A 14,742-nucleotide genomic window follows, 5' to 3' on the forward strand; every position below is an offset into this window, starting at 1 on the left:
CGATGTTAAATAAGATTATTGATTTCTCAATCAAAAATAAATTTATCATAGGATTATTTACGTTTGCATTGTTGGTATTTGGTATATACAATGCAGCTAAATTACCTATTGATGCACAACCTGATATTACATCAAATCAGGTTCAAATTATTACAGTTGCTCCTTCCTTTAGTGCAGAAGATATAGAGCGATTAGTTACTTTCCCAATCGAGCAAGCTAACTCAAATATTGGAGGAATAACAGATATCAGAAGTTTCTCCAGATTTGGACTATCCCTTGTCACAATTGTTTTCGATGATGATACAGATGTTTACTGGGCAAGACAACAAGTTAGTGAAAGGCTATTGCAAGTTCAAAAAGATATTCCAAATGGAATAGGACAACCACAATTAGGTCCTATTTCTACGGGTCTTGGTGAAATTTATCAATATGTTGTTCGTCCAGCGGAAGGTTATGAAGAAAGATATGATGAAACTGAACTACGAACAATACAAGATTGGATTGTCCGACGACAATTACTTGGTGTACCTGGTGTTGCTGATGTAAGTAGTTTTGGAGGAAAACTAAAACAATACGAAATTGGTATAGACCCACAACGTTTACAAGCATTTAACCTTACAATTAATGATTTATTTGATGCACTGAGTGAAAATAACCAAAACACTGGAGGTGCCTACATAGAAAAGGGACCAACTTCATTATTTATAAGATCAGAAGGCTTAATTGGTAAAATAGAAGATATTGAAAATATTACTGTAAAGCGTTCTGGTAGCGGAACACCAATTTTAATGAAAGATGTTGCAGAAATAAACACTGGTTTTGCGACAAGATATGGTGCAATGACCTACAATGATAAAGGAGAAGTTTCCGGAGCTATTGTAATGATGTTGAAAGGGGCAAATAGTAATGATGTTATTAAAAATGTTCAACAACGAATAGAAGAAATCAAAAAAACACTACCAGAGGGAATTGTTATAGAACCGTTTTTAGACAGAAAAAAAATGGTTGATAATACAATTCATACCGTAGAAGTTAATCTAATGGAAGGTGCTTTAATTGTTGTTTTTATTTTAGTCATCTTCTTAGGTAATTTACGCGCAGGTCTTATTGTTGCTTCCGTTATACCTTTAGCTTTATTATTCGCCATAATAATGATGAATCTTTTTGGAGTTGGAGGAAATCTAATGAGTTTAGGTGCGTTAGATTTTGGTTTGATTGTAGATGGAGCTGTTATTATTGTAGAAGCTGTTATGCATCAATTAATGTTTAGCAAAAAATTTGGTTTAAATAATAAGCTTTCAAAAATAGATATGGATGCAACAGTTGCGTCTTCTGCGAAGAAAATGGTAAATTCTGCTGTGTTTGGTCAAATTATCATTTTAATTGTTTATTTACCGATTTTTTCTTTACAAGGAATAGAAGGTAAAATGTTCAAACCAATGGCTCAAACAGTTGCTTTTGCATTAATTGGTGCCTTCATTTTATCGCTTACTTATGTTCCTATGATGAGCAGTTTATTTTTAAGTCGAAAGAAAAAAATCAAACCAAACTTATCTGATCGAGTAATGCATAAAGTAGAAATATTCCATCAGAAATACTTAATAAAAGCTTTAAAAGCAAGAACTATTATTTTAACTATTGTTCTTACTCTTTTTGCAATTGCTGTCTTTATAATGTCTCGATTAGGTGGAGAATTTATACCTGCTTTAGAAGAAGGTGATTTTGCAGTAGAAGCACGGATTTTACCAGGAAGTAATATATCTACAACAATAGAATATACTACAAAAGCAGCTAAAATTCTAAAAGAGCAATTTCCAGAAGTTCAAATGGTTGTTACTAAAATTGGAAGTGGAGAAATTCCTACTGAACCAATGCCAATGGATGCGGGAGATATAATAATTGTTTTAAAACCTAAAAAAGAATGGACCTCAGCTAAGACTTTTCCTGAACTTTCTGATAAAATGAGTAAAGCATTAGAAAGTGTTTCTGGTTTATCTACAGGATTTCAATTTCCTGTACAAATGCGTTTCAATGAGTTGATGACTGGTGCGAGACAAGATGTTGTTGTGAAAATTTTTGGTGAAAATTTAGATAGTTTAGCTTCTAATGCTCAAAAAGTAGGTAAACTTATTAATACTGTTGATGGTACACAAGAATTATATATTGAACCGATTAATGGAATTCCTCAAGTTGTTATAGAATTTAATAGAGCACTTCTTGCTCAATATGGTTTAACCATTGGTGAAGCTAACAGAATTATTAATATTGCATTTGCTGGACAATCAACAGGAATGGTTTTCGAAGGTGAAAAACGGTTTGATTTAGTCGTTCGTTTAGCTCAAAATAAAAGAGAAAACATTGACGACATAAAAAACTTATTAATTCCTATGCCTTCAGGAGTTCAAATTCCTTTACAACAAATTGCAAATGTTGATTATAAAAATACACCTAACCAGATACAAAGAGAAGATGCAAAAAGAAGAATTGTTATTGGATTTAATGTTAAAGGACATGATGTTGAAAGTGTTGTAGAAGAATTACAACAAAAAATAGATAGCAAAATAAAATTACCTACTGGTTATTATACTACTTATGGTGGTGCATTCGAAAATTTAAACGAGGCAAAAGCAAGATTAGGAATTGCTGTTCCTGTAGCTTTAGTATTAATATTTGTTTTATTATTCTTCGCATTTAAATCAGTAAAAGAAAGTTTATTAATTTATACAGCTATTCCTCTTTCTTCTATTGGTGGAATATTGTTTCTTGCTGGTCGAGGAATGCCTTTTAGTATAAGTGCTGGAGTTGGATTCATTGCTTTATTTGGTATTGCTGTTTTGAATGGAATTGTATTAATCTCTGAATATAACCGATTAAAAAATAATGGAATAAAAAACACAACAAGAATTGTAATTTTAGGAACAAGAACTAGACTTCGCCCTGTACTTATGACTGCTGCTGTTGCTTCTTTAGGCTTTTTACCAATGGCTTTGAGTAATGGTTCTGGTGCAGAAGTACAACGTCCATTAGCTACTGTAGTTATAGGTGGTTTAATGGGTGCAACATTCCTTACCCTATTTGTTTTACCAATTTTATATGTAATGTTTGAACATATTAATTTAAAAAAGAAGCGAAAATATTCAACATCGCTAACAATTTTATTATTTCTACTATTTACGATAGCTGGAAATAGTATAAAAGCACAAGAACGTATCAATTTTGAACAAGCAGTTCAATTAGCAGATGCAAATAATCTAGAGATAAAACAAGCAGAATTAAACACTGTTTATCATGAAAAAAATGTTTTTTCTAATCGTTCTATTGGTCCAACAGAAATTTCTACAAATTTTGGTCAATTAAATACAGGTGATTTTGACAATCAGTTTTCTGTTTCGCAATCCTTTCAATTTCCAGTTGTTTATAAAAGACAAAAAGTGCTTAATGAGCAAATGATTACGTCTTCTAGAGCAAATGAAAGTTTAACAAAACTAGAAATAAAACAACGTTTAGCTAGAATTTATGTGGCTATGCAAAATTTGGAAGCTCAGCAAGATTTATTAAAAGAAAATCAATCTATTTATCAGCAATTTCTAGATAAATCTACTTTACGTTTAAAGAAAGGTGAAGCAAATCGTAGTGAAGTTTCTACAGCAACTATTCAATTAAAATCAATTGAAAATCAGATTAAATTAGTAAATGTTGAATTAGAAAATGCAGCAAGACAAATGCAGTATCTATGTAATACTGAAACTAAGATTTATCCAGCTAAAGAAACTATTAATTGGTTTAATTTTGAAGAACTTACAACCATTAATCAACACCCTCTTTTACAACTAGCAGAAGAAAATGTAAATACTTCTAATTTAGAGGTTGATGTAGAAAAATCGAAAAAATCTCCTACCCTAACTGTTGGTTATTCTAATCAAAGTTTTTTAGATATAAACAGAAATAGATATAATTCATTTCAAGTTGGTGTTGGAATACCATTGTTTACTAAAGCAATTAATTCAAATATTGAGGCATCTAAAGTCAAAGTTGATATAGCTAAACAAAATTTTGCTCTACAAGAATTGAAGATTCAACAAGAATTTGATATTTTAAAAAATCAGCTTACAACATACAAAGAAGTTATTAATGACTTTGAAAAAACTCAATTACCAGCCTCATTAGATTTACAAAAAACAATTAATAGACAATTGTTGGAAGGAGAAATTAACTTTTTAGATTGGGTTATTTTGAATAATCAAATTATTGAAGTAAAAGCGAATTATTTGGATACAAAAAATAAGCGTGAATTAATTTTTGCGGAAATGTCTTACTACAAAGCAGATTAAAGAAATGAAAAAATATATAATTATAACCTTAGGTACTAGTTTTAGTTTATTAATGAATAGTTGTGGAAAAGAAACTAAAAAAGACGAAATTGAAGAAGTAACAACTACTGTTTCTTCTACTATTTTGAATTTATCTGATGAACAGTTAAAAAGTTTTCCTATTGACACGGTTACTTTCCAGAATAAAAATTTATCGACAACAATTCGATTAAATGCTAAAACTGCAATAACACCCCAAAATACTGTGTCTATTACAAATCCATTTGGTGGATATGTAAAAAGAATTTCTTTAATTCCTGGAAACAATGTAAGAAAAGGAGATGTAGTTGCTGTTCTTGAGGATCCGCAATACATACAAATGCAAGAAGATTATCTTACAACAATTGCATTATTAGAACAAGCCAATGAAGATTATATTCGACAAAGAGATTTGAATGCTGAACAAGCAGCAAGTGATAAAGTAATGCAACAAGCAAAAGCGACAAAGCAGACATTGATGGTAAAAAAACAATCTCTGGAAGAAAAATTGAGATTAATAAATATTAATCCTGCTGGAGTAAGATTAAATAATATAAAAAGAACCATTAATATCTATGCACCTATAAGCGGAAGAATAAATGAAGTATTTGTAAATACTGGACAATATGTTTCTCCTGCCAATGCAATGATTGAAATTGTAAATCCCAACAATTCTCTATTGAATATTAAAGTATTTGAAAAAGATTTAGGAAGTATACAAATTGGTCAGAATTTGGATGCATATACGAATGCAAATCCAAATCAGAAATTGAATGCACAAGTTACAGCAATCTCTAACCAAGTAAACGCAGACGGTACAATAGATGTATATGCTAAAATTACAAATCTGAATGGTATACAGATAACAGAAAATATGTATTTTAATGTAGAATTGAATGTAAGTCAATTACGAGCAAATATTTTACCAGAAGAAGCTATTGTACAGTATGATGGTAAAAATTATATTTTTGAGCAAGTAAATAAAAATAAATATGTTTTAACACCTGTTGAAATAGGTATTTCGTCGATGAAAATGGTAGAAATAAAATCACCTGCAAATAGATCGAAAATATATGTAGGAAAAGGCTCTTATAATTTATTAACTTCATTAAAAAACAAAGAATAAAACGCGTTAGGGAATGTAGTGAAAATCCTTTTTCCTTAGAAAAAGATTGCAACGAAATGCCCGACCGAAGGGAACGCCCAAAAAAGTAAAGTTTTAAATATAAAAAAACCAGTAAAATTTATTTTACTGGTTTTTATTTGTTTTATATTTCTTTGATTACCAAATTTTAATTCGCTCTTTTGGTGCTTTGTATAATTTATCTCCAGGTTTTGTTTGGAAAGCATCATGGAAAGCATCAATATTAATGATTGGTGCAAAAGCACGGTAATAAGCAGGTGAATGAGGATCTGTTTTCACTTGATCTTCTAATGCTTTATCCGTAGATTTTGTTCTCCAAATAGTTGCCCAAGATAAGAAGAAACGTTGTTGAGGAGTAAATCCATCTATATTTCCATAAGTTCCTTTATCTTTTAAATACATTTGTAAAGCATCAAAAGCAACTGAGGCACCTCCTAAATCTCCAATGTTTTCACCTGAGGTAAATGTTCCATTTACATGACTACCTTTTACCGGTTCATAAGCATCGTACTGTGTTGCTAAAGCTTTTGTTGCTTGAGCAAATTTCTCTTGATCCTCTTTTGTCCACCAGTTTACTAAGTTTCCATCTCCATCGAATTTAGCTCCTGAATCATCGAATCCATGAGAGATTTCATGTCCAATTACGGCTCCAATTCCTCCAAAATTTACTGCTGCATCTGCTCTATAATCATAGAAAGGTGCTTGTAAAATTGCTGCTGGAAAAACTATTTCGTTATTTGTTGGATTAAAGTAGGCATTAACTGTTTGTGGAGACATTCCCCAACGAGTTTTATCAACTGGTTTACCATAATCTTTAAGGTTTTCTTTTCCTCTCCATTTACTAATTGTCATGATGTCATCAATTAAATCACCTCCTTGTGAAGCTGGCTTAATATGTAAATCAGAATAATCTTTCCATTTATCAGGATAACCAATTTTTACAGTAAATTTATTTAATTTTTCAATAGCCTTCTTTTTTGTATCAGAAGACATCCATTCTAATTCGTTGATATGCTTATCGAACGATTTGAAAATGTAACTAATCAATTCTTCAGCTTTTGCTTTTGCTTCAGGAGGAAAATTATCTTTTACATAAATTTGACCTAAAAGTTCTCCTACATTTCCATTAACAAAAGCTAAACCTCTTTTATCTAAAGATCTTTGTTCTTTTTGACCAGAGATTGTTTTTCCGTAAAACTCAAAATTAATTTTATCTAATTCTGTTGTAGAATATCCTGCAAATGAATTGATTAATTTAAATTTTAAATACTCTTTAATTAGAGGTAAATTCTCTTGATTTAAAATTTTATCTAAGTTCTTGTAATAATCTAACTCACGTATAATAACTGTCTCAGGATTAATACCTAAAGATTTTACATATTTTTCAATATCTATATTTTTAGTAAGATTTTTTACTTCAGATAATTTAACTGGATTGTATGATTTATTTGGATCTCTACTTTCTTCTACTGTTTTGATGTATTTTGCCATCATTTTTTCGAAAGCTACAATTTTAGGTCCTTTTAAATCTCTTGTTTTAGAGCCTGTATATGGCATTAATTGATCAACAAATTTAGATAATTCACCTAAAGTTTCAGTATTCTTAGCATCTTCCTTTTGGTAATACGTTTTTCCTAAAGTAAGGCCAATATTACTTAAGTAAACTGCGTTTTCTTTACTACTTTTTAAATCTGTGTATACATAAGCTCCATAAAATGGATTTTCTCCAATAGCAGAAGCTTCAGTTAAATAATCTTGTAAATCTTTAAGATTTTTTACTTTATCAATCTTTGTAAAATATTTTTGAAGTGGAGCTAAACCTGTTTTATTACGAGCTTCTAAATTTACATAAGCTTCATACAAATCAGCTATTTTTTGTTCGCTAGATCCTTCTTTATGTTTTGTTTGAATTAAATCCTTTACTAATTGTAAAGTAATTTTATCCGTATTTTCTCTTAATTCATCAAAACTTCCCCATCTTGCTCTATCTGAAGGAATTTCTGTAATTTTCATCCAATTTCCATTTACAAAATTGTATAAGTCATCTTGTGGACGAACAGATTTGTCCATAAAATTTGGATTAATAGCTTGGTATTTTTCTTGAGCCATAGTCAAAATTGACGTACATGCAAAAGTTGCTAAAAGTAATTGTTTTTTCATCTTTTTACTTATTTCTTAGTAATTCAATATCGTTTCATTACAAATCTAATGAAATAAGTTTAGAAAAAACACTTAAATTAATCATAGATTAATTAATCTATTTTAATAAAAAAATCCGAAGAAATTTACTTTCTTCGGATGATTTTATAGAGTAAAATTAATATTGATTAATAATCATAATTATTATCCGTTTCTCCACCAAAATTCCAAGCAATACCAAAACGTAGAGTGTTTTCTAAAGCATTGTTTGTACTAGACGTAGGTATTAAATAAGACGCATTAAAAGCAAATGAATTATATTTAAGTCCAAGCCCCAATGTTAAATATTGACGATCTCCTTTCATTTTACTTTCGTGAAAATATCCAGTTCTCAAAAATAATGCTTCATTATAAGAATATTCAGCTCCAACAGAATACATAAGTTCTTTTAATTCCTCACTTCCTCCACCTGGAGCATCTCCAAATGAACTAAACATACCTGAAACAACACCTTTATTTGGAATGTAACCTGTTCCAGGAATAGGATCTCCATTTTCATCTTTTTCCCATGTTGGAGTTGGAACTAATAATTTTGAAAATTCAGTTGTTAAACCTACTTTATTGTATTCATCAAATTTGAAATCATATCCAATACCTAAACGTAAAGTTGTAGGTAAATATGAAGAGTTATCTTCATTATTAGAATAATCTAATTTGGGTCCAATATTAGAAATTTGAAAACCAGCACGCAATTTTCCATCAAAATTATTGGTATTCATTGTTTCTGATTGATAGTAACCTGCTAAATCAACAGCAAATGTATTAGCTGCTTGTACAGTCCCATCACTAATTCCATTGAATAAATCTGAACGAATAAAACGTCCTGTAACTGCCATCGAATACGTATCTGATAATCTTAAACCATATGATAAGTCAATAGAGAATTCATTGGGTTTTGATGTCCCATCATTTTGTATTGATCCAGTTGAAGCATTTAAACTATTCAATTGGATTTCACCCATATTAAAATAATAAATACTAGCTCCGAAAGTACTTCTTTCATCCTGACCTAAAAAAGTATAGTAAGTAGCATTAAGTAAGAATACATCACTTGTAAGAGAACTCATATATGGAGTATAGGAAAATGCAACTCCAGAATAATCTGGTGCAAAAGAATATTTTGCTGCATTCCAGTATTGAGAGTAATTATCTGCTGATGTAGCTACACCCTGGTCTCCTAGACCTCCTGCTCTTGCATCAGGAGATATTCTAAGAAATGGTGCTCCTGTTAAGATTGGATTATTATCCTTATTTTGGGCAAATGAATAAGCCGATGCTAAAATCAATAAGCTTGCGGTAAATTTTTTCATTCGATATATAATTGATTATATTTTTGTATTTATTTTAAAATAACTAATTTTTCAACAGCTGAGGCTGTTCCTTTACAAACAGAAGTATCAACTCCTCTTACATTAACTTTGTAAATATACACACCTTTTCCTATTTTATCACCAAAGTCATCTAATCCATCCCACTCAATTGCATATTTACCAGTCCTATACCCTTCTCTAAAAGGCTCAGCAGAAACAGTTTGTCTAATTGTTTTTACTAGTTTACCTGATATTGTGAAAATTTGAACCATTACATCTAATTCAGATGAACAGTTATGTTCGAATTGAAAAAATGTATTTTTTACAAATGGATTAGGCCAATTTAGAAGCTTATCTATATGTAATTGTCCACTTCCACTTTCCATGACTACAAAATCTAACGTAGCTGTGTTTGAATTATTGTTTATATCCCAAAATTTAAGATTCACAGCGTGTTGCCCTAATTCTAAATTTTTTAATTGATACATGACTTGTCCTTTTTGATAATCTTCAAAATTTTTATTTATACATGGGTTTGCATCTCCTCCATCAAAATAGTCATTTAATACATAAGCATCTTGTATTTTTCCATCTATAGTTGCAACAATATCATGCCCTATACTTGATCCAGAAGAATTAATACCTGTATTATCTGTTAAACAAGCTATTAAATAAGGTGAACGATCAGTAATGCCTCCATTTGCAAAATTTAGATTATTCATATACAACTTTCCTTGTGGACGTTCATTATCATTTAAACCATTCTCATTAATACCTTCTAATTGAACAATACTAACTCCTGATGCATCTTTTTTACGATCTTCGTCCCATGCATAAAATTTTAATTTACGATTACCTAAATCATAATTAATATCTTTAGGAACATAAAATTGAATTGTAAAATTCCCATTTTCAACTTTAGCAGTACCCTTATAAATAGTTTTATTCTCTGTTTTAAATATTTTACCTGCCCAATCAGACTCGCTCAACAAAGTATTTTCTTGTTCTTTTTCAAACATACTAATTGCAATTTTACCATTAAAATTAGCATCTATTGTTGTTGAATTAAACTGACTAATGTTTCCTGTAATAGTAACAAAATCTAATGCTTGTAATTTTCCCCCGTTCAGTACATCTAAATCTTTATTTGTTTTAATACTCGTAATTTCTATGTCTTGCTGAGGTCTATGAATCGCTAGCATTGGATCTCCAAGTATACTAACACTTTTATGGTATGAATTTGTTGCTGAATGATTAATCTTTGAATTGTTCAATACATAGCCTATAGATTGATTTTCTAATCCATCTCTCTTAAAAAACTCTTCTACCAAATAAGAATTCATTGTATCTCCATAACCTGTTCCAATTGGTCTATTAGTTGTTATCATAGACAATGCTCCTCCATTAGCATTTTTTAACATAGCTTCACCGGCAGAATTATATTGAGGTAAATCCCAAATAGTGAAATCACATGTAACTGTTGTTACAATTGGTAATCTAGAATAAACTGAATTAAAATTAGATAAGGATGTTAATTCCTCAAATGTAATAATTCTCTCTTGTGCCCAACTTCGTGGCCCTCCATGTCCATAGTACATCAAAAAATTCGTTCCTAATTCAATACCATTAGTTATTGCTTCATTTACTGTAGGATAACGGACACCAGCAGAAGTACTTTCTGGATTATGAGCACCTGTGTAAACTTTATTTAAAGTATAAATCTGATTTTGTGTCTTATTAAATTCAGTATCTAAGGCTTGATCAAAATTTGGTGTATATACATTATTATCATTATCTGTAACTGCCATTATTTTAGTCCTCCAATCTCCATATGATGTTCCTTTTGATTGAACTTTTTCATAATAAGAAATTATTTTATCAACTAATACTTTAGCTTCAGAAGTATTAGAAGCCGGTATTCTTCCGACAGCAATATCTAACCATCTAGCATCATATTTATAAACTCCATCAACATTATTTTGTAACATTTCTACATTATCATTTAACATTGCAAAATAATCATCAGTAGATACAGAATTCTCTAATGTTCCTGAAGGCTCATCAATGAAAGTTGGTAAATAATTTGTATAATCAGATATCCTGTTTTTTGGATCATAAGTTGTAGCTCCAAATAGAACAACATATTTTAAATTTGAATTTTGATTGTCTTTTAAAAATTTTAAAAAATCTCGAATAGCTATTGGATCTTGAGAACCTGAGGAAAAATCATTATAAACTTGTTCTGTTGTAACAACTGCTGTATTTATTTTATTATTTGCTTTTCTAAAACTTGCCAATCTATTAGCTTGATCTAAATAGCGAGGATGTGTAATAACAATATAATCAATATTTCTTAAATTCCTTATTGATTGATTAGCTATTCTGCCTACTAATTCTACATTTGTAAATATATTTTCATTTTTAAATGCTACAAATTCATTTTGATTAATTGTTGAAAATTTAAACAAATTATTTTCTGGTAATATTTCTGATATTTGGTGAATATTTGAAACATTCCATACATTAACATTAGCTGAATTGGTTAACGTAAAACCATCAGTACTACCATTATTTATATTCTCTAAAAATCTAAAGGAAAATTGATTATTATTATAAATTAAATTATCCTTAAATCTAAGTTGTAAAAAATTTAAATAACCTAAACCAGAAGGGTTTGATCCATTTGTATTAATATTAACATCTATTGAATTTGAATTTAAATTAACTTTCTGGTTTTGTTCATTATTATAAAAAACTGAAGTTCCTAAACTCCCAGAAAATAATTGTCCATTTATACTTAAATTAAAACTATTATTATTAGCATTTTTACCTACAATAGAATAACGTAAATAAGCATCTGCTGAGGCATCAATATTATTTGCTTTAAAAGATGTACTAAAACCTGTATTTGATGTTAAATTTTCTCCTACCCAAGTTTGTCCTAAACTATTTAAATTAATTGAATCTTTTTTATGATATTGTAAATTATCAAATGTATTAAAGGTTTTAATAGCATTTCCTGAAGGTGAAAAACTAGAAATACGTTTTCCATTTGTCCCATTGTATGTTATAAAATAGTATGAATAATTATCATATAAATTATAACGTAATTTTATATTTTCTGGTGTTGTAGAATTATCTCTATACCATTGATGAGGGCCTTTTGCATAAAATAAAACGTAATCATCAGAGTCAAAAGAATTATCATCTTCACCTATAAATTTAATTGGAATTTCTTGTAATGCACCTACTCTATCTTTTGTTAGGTTTTCCATTAGACGACCTTCTCCATTTCCATAAATTTTTAATGATTTAGGATTAAAATTTGTTGGAATACCACTCTTCGTGAAGAAATTTTTATCTAATTTAAAAACACCATCGTTAGAAACTTTAATTTTAAACCATTCTCCATTTTCTAAAACACTTGTTGTTGAATTATCTATAGAAGTTCTATTAGATATTAAACTTCTATTTAAAATTGAATTTTGAGAAATTGAAAATGATTCTATCTTAAAAACCTTATTATCCTTTTTTAAAAATGGAATAATTTTAACAACTAATTTTTCTTGACCATTAGTATCAATAACCTTATATGAAGAATAAGATAATTGATTAGGAATTATATCTATATTAATATCTGTTAATCCATTATAAACCTCAGATTGAGTTACATTTGTTATTTCTACTGAATTATTATTAGAATTAAGTTCAACAATAAAATTTGGTATATTGTAACTTCCTATGCTATAATTATCTTTATTGGAAAAATAAGGTAAATTAATCTTATTTCCATTCGTTAAAAATATAGTTTGATTATTTTCCCAATTTATTTTATAACTCTGTCCAAATAAATATGTAAATTGAAATAATACTGAAGATAAAATAAAATATTTTTTCATTAAAAGTAAACGCTTTTTTATTAAATATATTTCTCTAAAATAAAATAAAATTAGAATTCTGACGTTTCATACAACAAATAAAGCATTTTTTCGTTGTTTGATAAGTGTCAAATGCTTTTATTTGCATTAAATTTAATATTTGAAAACCCGAAATTTTCTATGAAAATGAATAAAGGACGTATTTTTTCTCTTGCTATTGCGGCTATAGCTATGAATGCATTTATGGGTTGCGCAAGCAGTTCAGGTAAGAAAAAAGGTGGTGGAACGAAAAATTTCACTAGCCGCACAGGATGGAAACCAAATGATAGTAAAGGTTGGTTTTTCTCTGGGAAAAAGAAAGAAAACATAAAAGCTTGGCCAGGAATGGTTTTCATCGAGGGAGGTTCTTTTACTATGGGAATCACAAAAGATGATGTATTACATGATTGGAATAACTCTCCTGTCCGCATGCAGGTAAAATCTTTTTTCATTGGTGAAACAGAGGTTACAAATTATGAATACAAAGAATATTTAACTTGGCTAAAAGTTGTATTTCCTCCAGAGGAAACACAATATAAAGAAATATATAACGGAGCATTACCTGATGAAAGTGTTTTTAATAACCAATTATCTCGTGATGATTTCTCAACTGATAATTACTTATTTTCTCCTGAATTTAGTTATTATCCTGTTGTTGGTGTTTCTTGGTTACAAGCAGTAAATTATTGTGATTGGTTAACTGATCGTGCGAATGAAAGAGCATTGATTAGTAAAGGAATATTATCAAGAGATTACTATGATAATGAAGAATACAATTATGGTAATAAAACTTTTAATTCTGAACAATACAAATTAGGTGATACTAATGTAAATGAAGCAATTGATTCTACTAGAATTATGAAATCTAATAGAATCAAAACTCAAAACTCTCGTATCTTACAAGCAAATAGAGCTACTGGTTCTTTGGAAGTTCAGCCTTTCCGCTTACCAACAGAAGCAGAATGGGAATATGCAGCACTAGCTTTACCTGGTAATCGTGAATATAATGAATATAAAGGTAAAGAAACTGCTCAAAATAATTTACGTATTACAAAAGGGAATCAAAGAGGTCAATATTTAGACAATTTTAAACAAGGTCGAGGAGATTATTCTGGTATTGGAGGTTTTGGTAATGATGGATCTTCTATTACTAATGATGTAAAAAAATATCCTTCTAATGACTTTGGTTTATATGGTATGTTAGGTAATGTTGCTGAATGGGTTTCTGATGTATATCGTCCTATTATTGATGAGGAAGCAAATGATTTCAACTATTATAGAGGAAACATCCTTAAAAAGAATATAGATAATGGTCAAGGTAAATATGAAAAATATGACGAGACTAATATTGAATATGATACTTTGGATAATGGTCGATTAGTTTACAAAGGTTTACCAGGAGCTTACATTAAACAAAATGAACATAATTTAACTAATTATAGAGATGGTGATCCTACTTCTTCTTTAAATCCAAATGCAGAGGAAGGTAAAAGCGTAGATAATGCAACTGAAGATATGTACAATTCTCCTCAACGTAAATTTAGAGTTGACGAAAAAGGTCGTGTTATTCTTGAAAAAGATAATAATAAAAGAACTTCTGACATTTCTGATGAAACAAGAGTTGTTAAAGGAGGTTCTTGGAAAGATCCTATTTATTGGATTGACCCAGGTCAAAGACGATACTTACACCAAGCTCAAGCAAATAATTGGATTGGTTTCCGTGTTGCACAAGAATATACAGGTAGTTTTGAATCTAAACGTAAACGTAGAGGATAAAAAACTTTTTATAATAAATAAAAAATCTCAATATATTTTATTGAGAT

Annotated in this window: 6 protein-coding genes; 3 read left to right on the plus strand and 3 right to left on the minus strand. The window is 29.4% G+C overall.

Going from position 1 to position 14,742, the window contains the following annotated elements; translation table 11 throughout:
• Nucleotides 1-2: 2 nt before the first annotated feature.
• Both RT575_RS02775 and RT575_RS02780 read left to right on the plus strand, forming a co-directional pair.
• Nucleotides 3-4,331 (plus strand): CusA/CzcA family heavy metal efflux RND transporter, encoded by a 4,329-nt coding sequence (locus tag RT575_RS02775; RefSeq protein ID WP_313578621.1) that lies wholly within the window; start codon nucleotides 3-5, stop codon nucleotides 4,329-4,331.
• Nucleotides 4,332-4,335: 4 nt separating this feature from the next.
• Nucleotides 4,336-5,475, plus strand: a complete 1,140-nt coding sequence (locus tag RT575_RS02780; protein WP_313578623.1) for an efflux RND transporter periplasmic adaptor subunit — start codon at nucleotides 4,336-4,338, stop codon at nucleotides 5,473-5,475.
• Nucleotides 5,476-5,631: 156 nt separating this feature from the next.
• Here the strand turns inward: RT575_RS02780 and RT575_RS02785 are convergent, their stop codons facing one another.
• The 3 genes from RT575_RS02785 to porU all read right to left on the minus strand — a co-directional run bounded on the left by RT575_RS02785 (nucleotide 5,632) and on the right by porU (nucleotide 12,901).
• Entirely contained in the window at nucleotides 5,632-7,653 is a 2,022-nt protein-coding gene (locus tag RT575_RS02785; RefSeq protein WP_313578625.1) for a M13 family metallopeptidase, read from the minus strand.
• A gap of 167 nt (nucleotides 7,654-7,820) precedes the next feature.
• On the minus strand, nucleotides 7,821-9,002 hold the full coding sequence (porV, locus tag RT575_RS02790) for a type IX secretion system outer membrane channel protein PorV (RefSeq protein ID WP_313578627.1): 1,182 nt from the start codon (nucleotides 9,000-9,002) through the stop codon (nucleotides 7,821-7,823).
• A 29-nt stretch (nucleotides 9,003-9,031) separates the two neighbouring features.
• Nucleotides 9,032-12,901, minus strand: coding sequence for a type IX secretion system sortase PorU (porU, locus tag RT575_RS02795; protein WP_313578629.1), 3,870 nt, complete (start codon nucleotides 12,899-12,901; stop codon nucleotides 9,032-9,034).
• 165 nt (nucleotides 12,902-13,066) lie between these two features.
• On the opposite strand from porU, the gene gldJ reads away from it, so the two are divergent.
• Nucleotides 13,067-14,695, plus strand: coding sequence for a gliding motility lipoprotein GldJ (gene gldJ / locus RT575_RS02800; RefSeq protein WP_313384587.1), 1,629 nt, complete (start codon nucleotides 13,067-13,069; stop codon nucleotides 14,693-14,695).
• Nucleotides 14,696-14,742 lie beyond the last annotated feature (47 nt).

Origin of the sequence: Chishuiella sp. (assembly GCF_032109125.1) — a bacterium.
In the GTDB taxonomy this organism is placed as follows: Bacteria; Bacteroidota; Bacteroidia; order Flavobacteriales; family Weeksellaceae; genus Empedobacter.